Genomic DNA, 15,553 nt, shown 5'->3' with positions numbered 1-15,553 from the left:
CCAGACGCGATCCGGGACTGCCGAGGCCACGGCCTGACGTGAGCAGGTCGAATGACGCAGGTGAGCCAGCGACCGAGCCCCCGGCCTACAGGCTCACGGTCCCGGTGATCCCCACGACGGTCTCGCCGCCGATCCAGATGTCATCCCCGATCCGGTCGACGTGGATGCGGCCGCGGCGGTGGATGACGGTGCCCTGCGCGGCAACGTACGACGAGGGTGCTCGGCCGGTGCCGATGAGCCACTGCGCGATCGAGGCGTTGAGGCTGCCGGTCACTGGGTCCTCGCCGCCGGGACTGGAGGTGAAAGCACGGATCTCGAGGGCGGTCTCAGAGCCTTCGGGGTGGGGCCCGACGACGCCGACGCGGTTGGTCTCGCCGAACAGTGACTGGTCAGGTGTCAGGCCGAGCACGGTCTCGGCGCTGTCGAGCAGCACGGCGACCCACCCCGGGCCGTTGTCGGCCCAAGCGGCGTCGACGACACGGGACGGATCGACCCCCAGGCCGCGCACCACACGGTCCAGGTCGGCGTCGTCGACCGCGCCGTCGCGAACGAGTGGGGGAGCGGCGAAGGCGAGCCGCTCACCGTCCTGGCGGATACGGATCAGGCCGGCAGCGCACTCCTGGACGATCTCGCCCGGTGTGCGAGGCGTGCCGCCAGCCTCGAGCCACGCGCGAGCCGAGCCGAGGGTGGGGTGGCCGGCGAAGGGCAGCTCTCGCTGCGTATTGAAGATGCGTACGCGGTAGTCGGCGTCGGGGTCTGTCGGCGGCAGGAGATACGTGGTCTCGGCGAGGTTGGTCCACCGCGCGAAAGCGGCCATGAGCTCGTCGTCGAGGTCGTCAGCGTCGTGGACGACGGCAAGGGGGTTGCCCTCGGTGATGGCGGAGGCGAACACGTCGATCTGGCTGAACTGGTGCACGCCCCCATCCTCCACGACCGGCCGTACGGCTCAGCGTGCGGCAGCCACTGCTTCACGGACGCGCTGCGACACCTTGCGCGCCCCGTAGCACCGGAACGTGACGCCACCGTCGGGACCGTCGACATGGACGATCTTGGTGAAGATCCCGCCTCGGTCCTCGACAGCGGTGACGTCGCGAAGCGCGATGGCGCGGTTGGTGTCACCGTCGTGCAGCGCGATGTTGACGATGTTGGGCTCGAACTCGAGCCTGGTCGCGGTGAGCGTGATCCGGCCGCCGACCCACAAGCCGCCCATCCGCTTGCCCATCCAGCGCGTGACCGCGCGCATCATCCAGGTGCCAGTGGTCGAGACATCGGGCACGAGGCAGTTCGCGACCTTGCTGACGATGACGTCGGTCACGACGGACCGAACCGTTTGCCGCTCCTGACGTCCTCGACCTCGTCCGACGGCTTCGCGGGATCGGCGAGGCAGGTGTCCTCAGGCTGCAGTGCCGGGGGCTGCGGCCAGCCCTTGTCGACGTGGTGCGGCACGAAGACCTTGACGGTCACGTCGTACGAGTCCTCGGCCGTGCTGCTGTCCGGAGAAGCCGTGATGATGGCGCGGGCGAAGGTGCCGAGGCTGTCGCCCCGCGAGAGCTGGACGGAACGCACATGGCCATCGTCCTCGTCGCAGTCGGCGGCCACGAGCTCCCAGCCATCGGCGGTGGCAGCCTCGACCTCCTTGGCGACGATGGGCCGGCTGTCGCTGCCTGCGACGTTGGTCGAACGCTCGCCGGCCTGGCGGTCGAGCTGCCCGTTGCTGCCGTACGACTGGCGCGGCAGCATCGTCCTGGTCGGTGCGGCCCAAGGATCCTTCGCGATGCGGTCGACGCGTGCCCGGTCGGTCGCGTTGGGCTTGAGGTCCTGCTTCGCCGGCCCCGGGCACGCGGCGAGCAGGAGCGCGGCTGCCGTGACGAGCAGCAGCCTGAGGGTGCGTGTCACGACGGCGTGACCGCCATCCATGGCTGCTCCCAGCCGGCGATGTCGGCCGTGCCGTTCTCGAACTCGTCCCGCGTCACCGTGATCGTCTTCCCGTCCGCCGGCTCATAGATCGTCAGGGTGTCATCCGAGCTCGCGGTGACCAGCACGACGTGCTGGGGGATCTTCTCGTCGCCGACGAACAACGGCACGGTCTCACCGTTCTGCGTCGCCGCGACGATGCTGTCGTAGTCGGCACCCGGCGCGCTGGGATCGGTCAGGTCGATGCCGTAGTCGGAGCCCGGCAGGCCCGATCCGCCGTCGCCGGCCATCTGGTTGGCGACACCCCATGGCGAGGTGCCGATGGGCTCGGGCCACGGCACCTGCGGATCCCCGTCGTGATCACTGAGCCCGTTGGTCTGGTCGTGCATCTTCTGCGACTCGGCGGCGAACAGCTTCTCCGGAGACAGGTCGGACGTCTCCCCGGTCTCGGGGTTGTAGCCGGTCGTGATGAACATGGCGTACGCCGGATCGTTGAGCATCCGCGACATCACGAGGGTCGACGAGCCGCACGTCGTCTGGTCGGGCTGCTTGTACGTCCCGTCGCTCGCGTTCGCCGGGTCGAGCGCGTCGAGCTCCTGCGGCGACATCGCGTTGACCTTGCCGGCATACCGGGTCAACGCCGCCACACCCATGCCGGATGCGAGCCCGGCGAGGATCCATGCCTTGGCCTCGTCGCTCGGCGCCGAGTCGAGCAGCCGCTGCACGACGGCACGCTCGGAGGGCGACATCTCGTCGAGGGCCGCATCGGCGCGTTCCAGGACGGAGCCGCGCAGGGGACCGCTCTCGTCACCGTCCCAGGCGTTGACGACGCTGATGGCGCTGACTCCGCCGGGCAGGTGGGCGGGCAGCTCGATGTCATCGATCGCCGCGACGATCGCGCGGCGCGCGGTGGCCAGCGCCTCGGCGGCGTCCTGGTAGGACCCGATGAGTGCCTCGACCGCCTCGATGCAGTCGCCGACGATGTTCTTGAGCTTGTCGACCAAGGCCCACGGGCTCATGTCGGACCAGCTGATGTTGAGGTTCTCGGTGAGGATCGAGTATGCCGATGAGTGCCGGTCGCGCGCCCCGGTCATCGCGTCCGCGGCCACGACGAGAGCTCGTTTGACCGCCTCGGCGGCGACCGGGATGGTCTCGGTCCGGTCGCTGAGCTCGTCGATCGAGGTGCGTGCCGCGTCGCCGGCGTCGCCCAGCCAGACCGCCGGGGTCATGGCCCGGTGCGACTTCGACAGGTCGAGCGCAGCCTGGTCGACGTGCGTCGCGATGGAGCCCCACGCGTCGGCCGCTCGTTCGATGTCGTCGGGATCGGGCTCGGGTGGGGTGGTGGCCACGGTCACCGCCGTGCTGATGGCATCGACGATCGTCTGGGCCGCGTCCCAGGGCGGCCAGAAGTCGATGTTCTCGAGCTTGGCCAGCACGGTCCGCAAGCCCTCGATGGTCTCGTCGAGGGCGTCCTCGGCGATCGCCCCGACGTCAGGTGAGCCCATGGAACCCACCCGCCGTGCGGCCGTCGCTGGCGGCGTACTCAGCCAGGCAGCCGTCGATGTTGGCGGTCGTCTCGCTGATGACCGCCGTGACGACGTCGAGCATCTGGCTGACGGTGTCGGCGGCCGAGGTCAGCGTGGCCTGCAACCCGGCGAGGTCGGTGCCGGCAGCTGCGGTGGTGAGACCTGATGCGGAGTCGATGTCGCCCTCCGCGCCTTGCCCGATCTCCCACGCATCCAGAACTCCCCGCGGTTCCATCTCTATGCGCATGCGGCCACTGTAGTGACATCCAGTCTCCCCGGACAGAGCGTCTCCCGGGAGCCTCGACGGCGGCAGCTGCGCCTCAGGTCTTGTTTCCGGCGAGCAGCAGCCCGCCGCCGAGGCCGATCATCATGGCGCCCCCGGTGGCGTTCATCTGCGACATCCGGCGAGGCGAGCGAGCGAACCACGCCCGCGCTGCGCCGGCCGCCACGGCCCACACCGAGTCGCAGGCGAACGCGATGACGGCGAAGATCAGACCGAGCGCCAGGATCTGACCCGGGATGCCACCGCGGTCGTGGTCGACGAACTGGGGGAGCACGGCGACGAAGAACACGATGGTCTTGGGATTCGTTGCACCGACGACGAACCCCTGCCAGAGCAGCTGTCCGCCCGAGCTGGCAGCGGCATCGGGACCGTCGACGGGTGCCCGCCGGTGCCGCACCGCCTGGAGGCCGAGGAACGTCAGATAGACCCCACCGGCAACCTTGACCGCGGTGAAGGCGACGACCGACTGCGACACGAGGGCACCGATGCCGAGGGCGACGGCGACGATCGGCACGACGTACCCGAGCTCGTTGCCCGCCACGCTGAGCAGGCCGCCGCGGCGTCCGAGCGACAGTGAGCGGCCGACGACGAACAGCACGCTCGGCCCCGGGATCACGATCAGCAGCAGCGACGCCACCGCGAACGTCAGGGCGGAGTCGGTCGAGAGCATGCCCCGATCCTAGGGGCCGTCAGCCCCCGCTGGATGCTGCTTCAGCGCAATGATCTCGGCTGGCTCGCGTGGCCGCCTCGGACCGCGACACGGACACGGCGCGGGCGCGGCCGGGTGAGCGTTGACTCCATGTGCACAGCGAGCAGCAACAGGGTGCTCAAGGCAATGAAGAACGTGAGGATGACCAGCAACGACGCGCCGAGGCTCGCGGTCATGATGCCTGCCTCTCGGTGGGAGTAGAGGTGTCGGACGAGGGGGAAGTACCCGGCCGGCGCAGGCGAAACCACAGACACCCCGTCTTTTCGAAGAGCTCCCCACTCGATGCCGCGAGCCCGGCGTGGCTCCTCCGCTCGTCCGTGTGCACCCCCACCTGAAAGACTTGCCGCATGGCCACCCACCCGACCTCCGGCACCCAGGTCCTCGCCGGACGCCCGTTCCCGCTCGGCGCACATCCGGAGGCCGGCGGCGTTCGCTTCGCCGTCGCCAGCAGCGTCGCCGATCGGGTCGAGCTGTGCCTCATCGACGAGGACCTCAACGAGCGCCGCATCGAGCTCACGGAGCGGACGTTCGGGGTCTGGCACGGGCTGGTTCCGGGAGTCACGCCCGGGCAGAAGTACGGCTTCCGCATCCACGGCCCGTACGAGCCCAAGACCGGGCTGCGCTGCAACCCCAACAAGCTCCTGGTCGACCCCTACGCCCGGCGCATCAGCGGGACGATGACCGACATGTCAGCCGCACTCGGCTACGCCGACGACCCCGAAGGCGTCGAGCCGTCGCAGGTCGACTCGCTCGGATCGGTGCCGCTGAGCGTCGTGACGAGCCCGGGCGGACCCGACACCGGCGTCAAGCCCGAGATCCCGTTCGAGGAGACCGTGATCTATGAGCTCCACGTCAAGGGCTTCACGCAGCAGCACCCCGACGTGCCCGAGGCGCTGCGCGGCACCTACCTCGGCCTCGCGCACCCCGCAGTCATCGAGCACTTCGTACGCCTCGGCGTGACGAGCGTCGAGCTGCTGCCCGTGCACACGTTCAGCGACGAGCCTTCGCTCGTCAACGCCGGCCGGCACAACTACTGGGGCTACTCACCGCTGGGCTTCTTCGCGCCGCACGCCGGCTACGCGAGCGAGCCGGGTCGTGAGGTCGAGGAGTTCCGCACGATGGTGGCGGCGTTGCACGCGGCCAACATCGAGGTCATCGTCGACGTCGTCTACAACCACACCTGCGAGGGCGGCCCCGACGGCCCCACGCTGGCGTTCCGCGGCTACGAGGCCCCGGCCTACTACCTGCACGACGAGGACGGCCACATGGCCGACATCACGGGCTGCGGCAACACGCTCGAGTCCGGCTCGCCGACGGTCGTCCGGATGGTGACCGACTCGCTGCGCTACTGGACCACCGAGCTCGGCGTCGATGGCTTCCGCTTCGACCTCGCAAGCACGCTCGGGCGGCCCAACGGGGGACCGTTCGACCGCGACTCGACCCTGCTGACCGCGATCACGACCGATCCGGTCCTGTCGAGGTGCAAGCTCATCGCCGAGCCCTGGGACGCCACCGGCGAGGGTTACAAGGTCGGCGACTTCAGCGCCCAGTGGGCCGAGTGGAACGGCATCTACCGCGACACCGTGCGCGACTTCTGGCGCGGTGCCGCGGGCGGCGTCGACGACCTGGCCTACCGGCTCACCGGCTCGTCCGACCTCTACGACCACACGTTCCGCAGGCCTTGGCAGTCGATCAACTTCGTCAACGCGCACGACGGCTTCACGCTCCGGGACCTCGTGTCGTACGACGGCAAGCACAACGAGGCCAACGGCGAGGACAACCGGGACGGCACCAACGACAACCGATCGTGGAATCACGGCGTCGAGGGCGAGACCGACGACGCCGGGATCCGCACGCTGCGCCAGCAGCAGGCCCGCAACCTGTTCGCGACGCTGCTGCTGTCGACCGGCACGCCGATGTTCGTGGCGGGCGACGAGCTCTGGCGCACCCAGGGCGGCAACAACAACGCGTACTGCCTCGACGACCCCACGTCGTGGGTCGACTGGACCGAGACCGACGAGACCGAGGCGATGCTCGCGTTCGCGCGTCGCGTGATCCATCTGCGGGCCAACAGCCCCGCTCTGCGTCAGCCCGAGTTCTTCGACGGTCGCACCACGCCGACCGGGCGTCCCGACCTCATCTGGCTGCGCCCCGACGGCCACGAGCTCGAGGAGGCCGACTGGGCCGAGGACGACCGTCGCACCCTCGGCATGTGGATCGACGGGTCCAACAGCCAGTCCCGCACGCGCGAGGGCGAGCTGCTGGCGGACCACTCGTGGCTGCTGCTGATGCACGCCGGTGCCGAGCCGGTCGACGTCGTGCTGCCAGGAGTGGAGTTCGGCGCCACGTTCGAGCCCACGCTCGACACGACCACGCCGGACGGCGAGCCGGCATCCACCGAGCCGCTGTCGGCCGGCAGCTCGCTCACGTTGCCGGCCCGGTCGCTGCTGCTGCTCAAGGCACCTCGGCAGGACTGACCGCAGCGCGGGGCGCCGGGGGTTTCGCAGCCGCCCGTCCGGGCAATGCACATGCGTGCCGAACTCCCCACGCCTGATCCCCGTCTCCGAGCCCAAGAATGCCGAGGCAGCCGTCCTGGTGCTGCACGGCGGTGCCAGCCGCCGTGGCAACCCCATGGTCAGCCCGACCCAGCTCTCGGTCCTGCGCATGATCCCGATAGCCAAGCGGCTCGCACTCGCCGGCCGGCGCCGGCTGGCGGTCTACCGGCTGCTCAACTCCACACGCGGGTGGGACACCCGCCGCACTCCGGTCGACGACGTCCACTGGGCCATCGACCAGATGCACGAGGGCCTCACGGAACGCCTCCCGGTCGGCCTCGTGGGGCACTCGCTGGGTGGCCGGGCTGCCCTCCTGGCCGGCGACCGCCGGGAGGTGCGAAGCGTCGTGGCGCTGAACCCCTGGGTCTACCCGACCGACGGCGAGGTCGATCTCTCCGGGCGCAAGGTCCTCATCGTGCACGGCACGGACGACCGGATCGCGCGCCCGGACAGCTCTGCCGCAGCCGCTCGACTGTTGTCGCGCACGGCCGACGTGTCATACGTACGCGTGACAGGCGGCAAGCACGCGATGCTGCGCCGCCACCGCGACTTCGACAAGCTCGCCGCCGACTTCGCCGCGGCGACCCTCCTCGACGGTGCCAAGCAGTCCGACCTGGTCGCCCGCGTGCTCGGTGAGGAGCGGCTCGTCGAGATCTGACGCGGCAGCGATGGACCATGGCGTCACCTCGTCGAGGCCACGTAGCGTCGGGCCCATGACCGAGCAGACCCCAGAGACCGGCCCCGTCGTCCAGCTCCGCCTCGTCGTCGAGGCCGACGACTACGAGCAGGCCGTGACCTTCTACCGCGACGTGCTGGGCCTCCGCGAGCAGGAGGCGTTCGAGGCCGAGGGCGAGGGAGCGAAGGTGACGATCCTGCACGCCGGCTACGCGACGGTCGAGATCGCCAACCCGGCGCAGCGTCGGATGATCGACGAGCTGGAGGTCGGGCACCCGACCACGCCTCGGCTGCGGGTGGCGTTCGAGGTCCTGGACGCCGAGGAGCGGACGCAGAGGCTCGTCGACGCGGGTGCCTCGCTGGTGGCTCCACCGACCGAGACCCCCTGGCAGTCCCTCAACTCGCGGCTGGACGCTCCCGGCGGGCTGCACATCACCCTGTTCCAGGAGCACCTGTCGCGTGAGGAGCGGGCCCAGCTCGAGGGCTTCGGCACGGGCGACGACTGAATCGGGCCGGGCTTCCAGGCGGTGTTTGCTCGGAGTGCGTCCGGGTAGGTCCACCCAGTAGGTTCGAAGACGACGCACGCACTCGACGTACGGGGGAGCACTGGATGACCGGTCGGCTCGGGATTGACGACGTCAGACCTCTCTCCGGAGACGGCACACACCCCTCGAAGGCAGTCGCCGGCGAGCATGTCCCGGTCACCGCCACGGTGTGGCGCGAGGGCCACGACGCCGTCGCGGCCACCGTCGTCTGGCGCGGTCCCGGCGAGCGGCGTGACCGCACGACCCGGATGCACGAGACCGGCAAGGACACCGACCTGTTCCGGGCGACGATCGTCCCCGACACGACCGGGCTGTGGACCTTCCGCGTCGACGCGTGGGGCGATCCGTGGACGACGATCGTGCACGCGATCAAGGTCAAGCTCGCGGCGGGCCAGACCGCCGCCGAGCTGGGCAACGACCTCGAGCTCGCCGCCCAGCTGCTCGACGAGGTGGCCGCCCGCAAGGAGCGCAAGGCGCACCGCCCGGCGCTGGAGGGCGCCGCGACCGCGCTGCGGGCCACGGAGCTGCCCCTCGGCGCGCGCACCGGCCCTGCGCTGGGCGGCGACATCCGCTCGATCATGCACGACTTCCCGGTCCGCCAGGTCGTGACGAAGGGTCCGACCCACAAGATCTGGGTCGACCGCCAGCGGGCCGCGTACGGATCCTGGTACGAGCTCTTCCCCCGATCGACCGGCGGCACCGACAAGAAGGGCCGGCCGGTCCACGGCACGTTCGCGACGGCCGCCAAGGAGCTCGAGCGCGTCGCCGACATGGGCTTCGACGTCGTCTACCTCCCGCCGATCCACCCCATCGGCCGGGTCAACCGCAAGGGACCCAACAACACGCTGACACCGGGCAAGACCGACGTCGGGTCGCCGTGGGCGATCGGCGCCAAGGAGGGTGGCCACGACGCGATCCACCCCGAGCTGGGCCAGGACAAGGACTTCACGGCCTTCGTCCAGCGAGCCGGCGAGCTGGGGCTCGAGGTCGCCCTCGACCTGGCGCTGCAGGTCGCGCCCGACCACCCGTGGGTCGAGCAGCACCCCGAGTTCTTCACGACGCTGCCGGACGGCACGATCGCGTACGCCGAGAACCCGCCCAAGAAGTACCAGGACATCTACCCGCTCAACTTCGACAACGACCGCGATGCGATCTACGCCGAGATGCTGCGGGTCACGCTGCACTGGGTCGAGCGCGGAGTCCGGATCTTCCGGGTCGACAACCCGCACACCAAGCCGCCGGACTTCTGGGCCTGGCTCATCGCGCAGGTCAAGGCCGAGCACCCCGACGTGTTGTTCCTCGCCGAGGCGTTCACCCGTCCGGCGCGGCTCTGGGGCCTCGCCCGGGCCGGCTTCACGCAGAGCTACACCTACTTCACGTGGCGCACGACCAAGGCCGAGCTCACCGAGTTCGCCGAGGACCACCGGGACCACTGGGACATCGGGCGGCCCAACCTGTTCGTCAACACCCCCGACATCCTCCCCGAGCACCTGCAGGTGGGCGGGCCGAGCATGTTCGCGATCCGGGCCGCGCTCGCCGCCACCCTGGCGCCCACCTGGGGGGTCTACTCCGGCTTCGAGCTCTTCGAGCACGAGGCGGTCAAGCCCGGCAGCGAGGAGTACCTCGACTCGGAGAAGTATCAGCTGCGGCCGCGTGACTACGCCGCCGCGCTGGCCGAGGGGCGATCGCTCCAGCCGTGGCTGACCCGGCTCAACGAGATCCGCCGGGCGCACCCTGCGCTGCAGCAGATGCGGACCCTGCACTTCCACCACATCGACCACGACGCCCTGCTGGTCTACTCCAAGCAGGACCCTGCGACCGGCGACACGGTGCTCGTCGTGGTCTCGCTCGACCCGCACGAGTCCCGCGAGGGCACGATGTGGCTCGACCTGCCGGCGCTCGGCCTCGATCCGGGCGACCGCCTGATCGCGCACGACGAGGTCACCGGCGAGACGTACGACTGGGGCGAGTCCAACTACGTACGCCTCGACCCCTCGCGTGCCGTCGCCCACATCGTGAGCCTGACCAGACGGACGTACGAAGACGCCGACGACACTGCCCTGAATGCCTGACCGAGAGGTGACGCACATGCCACACGACCCCGCCCCCGATGCCGGACTGGTGGGGCTGGAGGAGACGCCGCACACCGGGGAGGCGATCGCCGAGGACGGCACGCTCGTCGAGCCCCAGGCCGACGACTTCGGCCACGCCGAGCAGGCGACGAGCGACCCCGAGTGGTTCAAGCGGGCGGTCTTCTACGAGGTCCTCGTGCGTGCCTTCTCCGACTCCAACGGCGACGGCACCGGCGACCTGCGCGGGCTCGCCGACAAGCTGGACTACCTCCAGTGGCTGGGCGTCGACTGCCTGTGGCTGCCGCCGTTCTACGCCTCGCCCCTGCGCGACGGCGGGTACGACATCAGCGACTTCCGCGCCGTGCTGCCGGAGTTCGGCACGGTCGACGACTTCGTCTACCTGCTGGAGGAGGCGCACAAGCGCGACATCCGGGTCATCACCGACCTCGTCCTCAACCACACCTCCGACGCGCACCCGTGGTTCCAGCAGTCCCGCAACGACCCCGACGGGCCCTACGGCGACTACTACGTGTGGAGCGACGACGACTCGGCGTACTCCGACGCGCGCGTCATCTTCGTCGACACCGAGTCGTCCAACTGGACGTACGACCCCGTGCGCGGCCAGTTCTTCTGGCACCGCTTCTTCAGCCACCAGCCCGACCTCAACTTCGAGAACGAAGAGGTCCAGGAGGCGATGCTCGACGTGCTGCGGTTCTGGCTGGACCTCGGCATCGACGGGTTCCGGCTCGATGCCGTGCCCTACCTGTTCGAGGAGGAGGGCACCAACTGCGAGAACCTCCCGCGCACGCACGAGTACCTGCGCAAGTGCCGCGAGACGGTCGACCGCGAGTATCCCGGCCGCATCCTGCTCGCCGAGGCCAACCAGTGGCCGTCCGACGTCGTCGAGTACTTCGGCGATCCCAAGGTCGGCGGCGACGAGTGCCACATGGCGTTCCACTTCCCGCTCATGCCGCGCATCTTCATGGCCGTCCGCCGCGAGTCACGGTTCCCGATCTCGGAGATCCTCGCGCAGACCCCCGAGATCCCGTCGGGCACGCAGTGGGGCATCTTCCTGCGCAACCACGACGAGCTGACGCTCGAGATGGTGACGGACGACGAGCGCGACTACATGTACCAGGAGTACGCCAGCGATCCGCGCATGAAGGCCAACATCGGCATCCGCCGGCGGCTCGCCCCGCTGCTCGACAACGACCGCAACCAGCTCGAGCTGTTCACCGCGATGCTGCTTAGCCTGCCCGGGTCGCCGGTCCTCTACTACGGCGACGAGATCGGCATGGGCGACAACATCTGGCTGGGCGACCGCGATGCCGTCCGCACGCCGATGCAGTGGTCGCCCGATCGCAACGCAGGGTTCTCCCGCTCCGACCCCGGCCGCGTCTACCTGCCGCCGATCATGGACCCGACCTACGGCTACGAGGCGATCAACGTCGAGGCGCAGCAGGGCAACGCGATGTCGCTGCTCAACTGGACGCGCCGGATGATCGAGGTCCGCAAGCAGCACAACGCGTTCGCGGAGGGCGAGTTCGTCGACCTCGGCGGCTCCAACCCGAGCGTGCTGGCCTACAAGCGGGTGTGGGAGCGGCCCGACGGCGAGCGGGACGTCGTGCTGTGCGTCAACAACCTGTCGAGGTTCCCGCAGCCCGTCGAGCTCGACCTGTCGGAGCACGAGTCCTACACCCCGGTGGAGCTGACCGGCAGCGTGCGGTTCCCGCGCATCGGTGAGCTGCCCTACCTGCTGACGCTGCCGGGCCACGGCTTCTACTGGTTCCAGCTGTCCGAGCTCGGCGACGAGGGAGAGCGAAGGAGCAAGACATGAGTGGACCTGTTGAAGCCACCGAAGCCGTGTCGCCGCGCGACGAGCTGGTCGCGCAGCTCGCGACGGCCCTGCCCGGCTGGCTGCCGACGCAGCGCTGGTTCGGCGGCAAGGACCGTGAGATCAGCGCCGTACGCCCGCTGTCGTGGACGACGCTGCTCGACGGCGACCCGCTGCTGATCCACCTCGTCGTCGAGGTCGAGCAGGGCGACCGCAGCGAGCCCTACCAGCTGCTGATCGGCAGCCGGCAGAGCCAGGTCCCCGACGTGGCGGCGTCGTCGTCGATCGGGCTCGAGAACGGCCTCACCTGCTACGAGGCCAGCGGCGACGCGGACCTCACGGCCGCGCTGCTCGAGCTGATCATCGCCGGTGAGCAGGTCGACGAGCTGCGCTTCGAGCGTGAGCCCGACGTCGAGCTCACCTCCGGGCTGCGGGCTCACCCGATCACGTCGGAGCAGAGCAACACCTCCCTCGTCTACGGCCACCACTACATCCTCAAGCTGTTCCGCAAGCTGACCCCGGGTCTCAACAAGGACCTCATGCTGCACCGCGCGCTGCGTGACGTGGACTGCCCGCACATCGCCGATCCGCTCGGCTCGATCTCGGGTGAGCTCGACGGCGAGGAGCTGACGATCGGCATGCTGCAGCGCTTCATGCCCGACGCCGCTGACGGCTGGGTCATGGCGACCACCAGCGTGCGCGACTTCATGGCCGACTCCGGAGGGCTGGCGCCCGAGGAGGTGGGTGGTGACTTCGCCGGCGAGGCCTACCGCCTGGGCAAGGCGGTCGCGAGGGTGCACACCGACCTCGCGACCGCGCTGGGCACCGAGCAGGCCGACGACGCCGAGCTCGAGCGCAGCGTCACGGCGATGATCGAGCGACTCGACCGGGTGACCGCGGAGCTCCCAGCCCTCGCCGACCACGGGCCGGCGCTCCGCTCCGCGTTCGCCAAGGTCGCCGAGGTGTCCGAGCCCGTGTCGATGCAGTTCGTCCACGGCGACCTGCACCTCGGCCAGGTCCTGCGGACGATCAACGGCTGGCTGCTGCTCGACTTCGAGGGTGAGCCCGCCGCCAGCCTGGCCGAGCGATCGGCGCTGCGGTCGCCCCTGCGCGACGTCGCGGGCATGCTCCGGTCGTTCGACTACGCCGCACAGCAGCTGCTGGTCGGCCAGCCCGACGACCCCGATCGCACCGCTAGAGCGATGCAGTGGTCGCGCCGCAACCGGGCGGCGTTCTGCGACGGCTACGGCAAGGTCGCCGGCGCGGATCCGCGAGACAGTGCAGACCTGCTGCGAGCCCTCGAGCTCGACAAGGCGGTCTACGAGGTGTCCTACGAGCACGCCAACCGGCCCGACTGGCTGTCGGTCCCGCTGGCGTCGATCGAACGCATCATGACGGAGGGTCAGTGATGGAACCCCAGACGTACTCCTGGCCGGCAGCGGTCGGCGAGCTCGACCTGCACCTCATCAGCGAAGGGCGGCACGAGCGGCTCTGGGAGGTGCTCGGCGCCCACGTGCGTACGTATGAGGGGCCCGACGGCCCCGTCGAGGGCACCTCGTTCGCGGTGTGGGCCCCCAACGCGCAGGCCGTCCAGGTCGCCGGTGACTTCAACTTCTGGGACAGCGGCGAGCACCCTATGCGCTCGCTCGGCAGCGCCGGCGTGTGGGACCTGTTCGTCCCGGGCATCGGGATCGGTACGCACTACAAGTTCCGGATCCTCGGCCCCGACGGGCAGTGGCACGAGAAGGCCGACCCGATGGCGTTCCGTGCCGAGGTGCCGCCCGCGACGGCTTCGGTCGTCACGACACCCCAGCACACCTGGGCCGACGACGCGTGGATCGCCAAGCGCGACTCCACGGCCTGGCTCGACGCGCCGATGAGCATCTACGAGGTGCACCTCGGCTCGTGGCGGCCGGGTCTTGACTACCGCGAGCTCGCCGACGAGCTGGCGGACTACCTCACCGAGACCGGCTTCACCCACGTCGAGCTGATGCCGATCGCCGAGCACCCGTTCGGCGGCTCGTGGGGCTACCAGGTCACCTCCTACTACGCGCCGACGTCGCGCTTCGGCTCGCCCGACGACTTCCGCTGGTTCGTCGACGAGCTGCACCAGCGCGGCTTCGGCGTCATCGTCGACTGGGTCCCCGCGCACTTCCCGCGTGACGAGTGGGCGCTGGCGCGCTTCGACGGCACTCCTCTCTACGAGCACCCCGACCCGCGCAGGGGCGAGCAGCCCGACTGGGGCACGTACGTCTTCGACTTCGGCCGCCCCGAGGTGCGCAACTTCCTCGTCGCCAACGCGCTGTTCTGGCTCGAGGAGTTCCACCTGGACGGGCTGCGCGTCGATGCGGTGGCGTCGATGCTCTACCTCGACTACTCCCGCAAGGACGGGCAGTGGGTCGCCAACAAGCACGGCGGCCGCGAGAACCTCGAGGCCGTCCAGCTCCTGCAGGAGCTCAACGCGACGGTCTACAAGCACCACCCGGGTGTCGTGATGGTCGCCGAGGAGTCGACGGCCTGGCCCGGCGTCAGCAGCCCGACCGACAACGGCGGCCTGGGCTTCGGCTTCAAGTGGAACATGGGCTGGATGCACGACACGCTCGACTACCTCGGGCACGAACCGGTCCACCGGTCGTACCACCACGGCGAGATGACGTTCTCGATCGACTACGCCTGGACCGAGAACTTCATCCTGCCGCTGTCCCACGACGAGGTCGTCCACGGCAAGGGCTCGTTGTGGCAGCGCATGCCGGGTGACGACTGGAACAAGGCGGCGGGCGTACGTGCCCTGCTGGCGTTCATGTGGGCCCACCCGGGCAAGCAGATGCTGTTCATGGGCGGCGAGTTCGGGCAGGAGGGGGAGTGGGCCGAGGCGCGGTCCCTCGCGTGGAACGAGCTCGAGCAGCCGCTGCACTCCGGCATCCTCCACCTCGTCAGCGACCTCAACACCTACTACCGCTCGGCGCCGGCGCTCTACTCCGCCGACAGCCGGCCGGAGGGCTTCCGCTGGATCGATGCCAGCGACGTGGCCGGCAACGTCATCTGCTTCCTGCGGATCGGTGCGGACGGATCCACGGTCGCGTGCATCGCCAACTTCTCGGGCAGCCCCCACCACGACTACCGGGTCGGCCTGCCGACGGCCGGCACGTGGCGCGAGGTCATCAACACCGACAGCGAGATCTACGGCGGATCCGGCGTCGGCAACCTCGGCGCGGTCGAGGCCGAGGCCGAGGCGTGGCACGGTCAGCCGGCCTCCGCGCTGCTCCAGCTCCCGCCTGCCGGTGTCGTCTGGCTGGCACCGGCCTAGCGCCGTCACAGCGACGGGTGCACCGTCGACATGACTTTCCGGCGGTGACGATCGTTGGTCCTCATGTGACTCCGTCGGGCCGCCTTCGGGCGCGCGCGGCACGGGTCGCCCGGTGGCCGGAACCGATGTGACA

14 protein-coding genes are annotated in these 15,553 nt (G+C 69.8%); 7 read left to right on the top strand and 7 right to left on the bottom strand.

Annotated features, from left to right (window positions below):
- Positions 1-85 precede the first annotated feature (85 nt).
- The 7 genes from AB0N22_RS07580 to AB0N22_RS07550 all read right to left on the bottom strand — a co-directional run bounded on the left by AB0N22_RS07580 (position 86) and on the right by AB0N22_RS07550 (position 4,608).
- A complete protein-coding gene (locus AB0N22_RS07580; RefSeq protein ID WP_364637751.1) occupies positions 86-916 on the bottom strand; it encodes a PhzF family phenazine biosynthesis protein in 831 nt (276 codons plus the stop codon).
- A 30-nt stretch (positions 917-946) separates the two neighbouring features.
- Positions 947-1,315, bottom strand: coding sequence for a hypothetical protein (locus tag AB0N22_RS07575; RefSeq protein WP_364637749.1), 369 nt, complete (start codon positions 1,313-1,315; stop codon positions 947-949).
- Entirely contained in the window at positions 1,312-1,896 is a 585-nt protein-coding gene (locus AB0N22_RS07570; protein ID WP_364637747.1) for a hypothetical protein, read from the bottom strand. The genes AB0N22_RS07575 and AB0N22_RS07570 overlap by 4 nt, the downstream gene beginning before the upstream one ends.
- Entirely contained in the window at positions 1,893-3,419 is a 1,527-nt protein-coding gene (locus AB0N22_RS07565) for a hypothetical protein (protein WP_364637745.1), read from the bottom strand. Before AB0N22_RS07565 ends, AB0N22_RS07570 begins: the two co-directional genes overlap by 4 nt.
- Positions 3,406-3,687 carry a hypothetical protein gene (locus tag AB0N22_RS07560; protein ID WP_364637743.1) on the bottom strand — a complete coding sequence of 94 codons (282 nt, stop codon included), beginning with the start codon at positions 3,685-3,687 and terminating at the stop codon, positions 3,406-3,408. The genes AB0N22_RS07565 and AB0N22_RS07560 overlap by 14 nt, the downstream gene beginning before the upstream one ends.
- A gap of 73 nt (positions 3,688-3,760) precedes the next feature.
- Entirely contained in the window at positions 3,761-4,393 is a 633-nt protein-coding gene (locus AB0N22_RS07555; RefSeq protein ID WP_364637741.1) for a LysE family translocator, read from the bottom strand.
- 41 nt (positions 4,394-4,434) lie between these two features.
- Positions 4,435-4,608 carry a hypothetical protein gene (locus tag AB0N22_RS07550; RefSeq protein ID WP_364637739.1) on the bottom strand — a complete coding sequence of 58 codons (174 nt, stop codon included), beginning with the start codon at positions 4,606-4,608 and terminating at the stop codon, positions 4,435-4,437.
- 171 nt (positions 4,609-4,779) lie between these two features.
- Between AB0N22_RS07550 and glgX the strand changes: the two genes are divergently transcribed.
- The 7 genes from glgX to glgB all read left to right on the top strand — a co-directional run bounded on the left by glgX (position 4,780) and on the right by glgB (position 15,420).
- Positions 4,780-6,909 (top strand): glycogen debranching protein GlgX, encoded by a 2,130-nt coding sequence (glgX, locus tag AB0N22_RS07545; RefSeq protein ID WP_364637737.1) that lies wholly within the window; start codon positions 4,780-4,782, stop codon positions 6,907-6,909.
- A gap of 55 nt (positions 6,910-6,964) precedes the next feature.
- Positions 6,965-7,645 (top strand): alpha/beta hydrolase, encoded by a 681-nt coding sequence (locus AB0N22_RS07540; protein WP_364637735.1) that lies wholly within the window; start codon positions 6,965-6,967, stop codon positions 7,643-7,645.
- A 55-nt stretch (positions 7,646-7,700) separates the two neighbouring features.
- Complete coding sequence (locus AB0N22_RS07535) at positions 7,701-8,168, top strand: VOC family protein (RefSeq protein ID WP_364637733.1); 468 nt, start codon at positions 7,701-7,703, stop codon at positions 8,166-8,168.
- Between the two features lie 104 nt (positions 8,169-8,272).
- Positions 8,273-10,279: a maltotransferase domain-containing protein gene (locus AB0N22_RS07530; protein ID WP_364637731.1), complete on the top strand. Its 2,007-nt coding sequence runs from the start codon at positions 8,273-8,275 to the stop codon at positions 10,277-10,279.
- A 16-nt stretch (positions 10,280-10,295) separates the two neighbouring features.
- On the top strand, positions 10,296-12,116 hold the full coding sequence (gene treS / locus AB0N22_RS07525; RefSeq protein WP_364637729.1) for a maltose alpha-D-glucosyltransferase: 1,821 nt from the start codon (positions 10,296-10,298) through the stop codon (positions 12,114-12,116).
- Complete coding sequence (locus tag AB0N22_RS07520; RefSeq protein ID WP_364637727.1) at positions 12,113-13,522, top strand: aminoglycoside phosphotransferase; 1,410 nt, start codon at positions 12,113-12,115, stop codon at positions 13,520-13,522. Before treS ends, AB0N22_RS07520 begins: the two co-directional genes overlap by 4 nt.
- Positions 13,522-15,420, top strand: coding sequence for a 1,4-alpha-glucan branching protein GlgB (glgB, locus tag AB0N22_RS07515; RefSeq protein ID WP_364637725.1), 1,899 nt, complete (start codon positions 13,522-13,524; stop codon positions 15,418-15,420). Before AB0N22_RS07520 ends, glgB begins: the two co-directional genes overlap by 1 nt.
- Positions 15,421-15,553: the final 133 nt, after the last annotated feature.

Origin of the sequence: Aeromicrobium sp. NPDC092404 (assembly GCF_040684095.1) — a bacterium.
Classification (GTDB): domain Bacteria; phylum Actinomycetota; class Actinomycetes; order Propionibacteriales; family Nocardioidaceae; genus Aeromicrobium.
The sequence above is the reverse complement of the archived record's forward strand: the minus strand, read 5'-3'. Positions and strand labels throughout refer to the sequence as shown.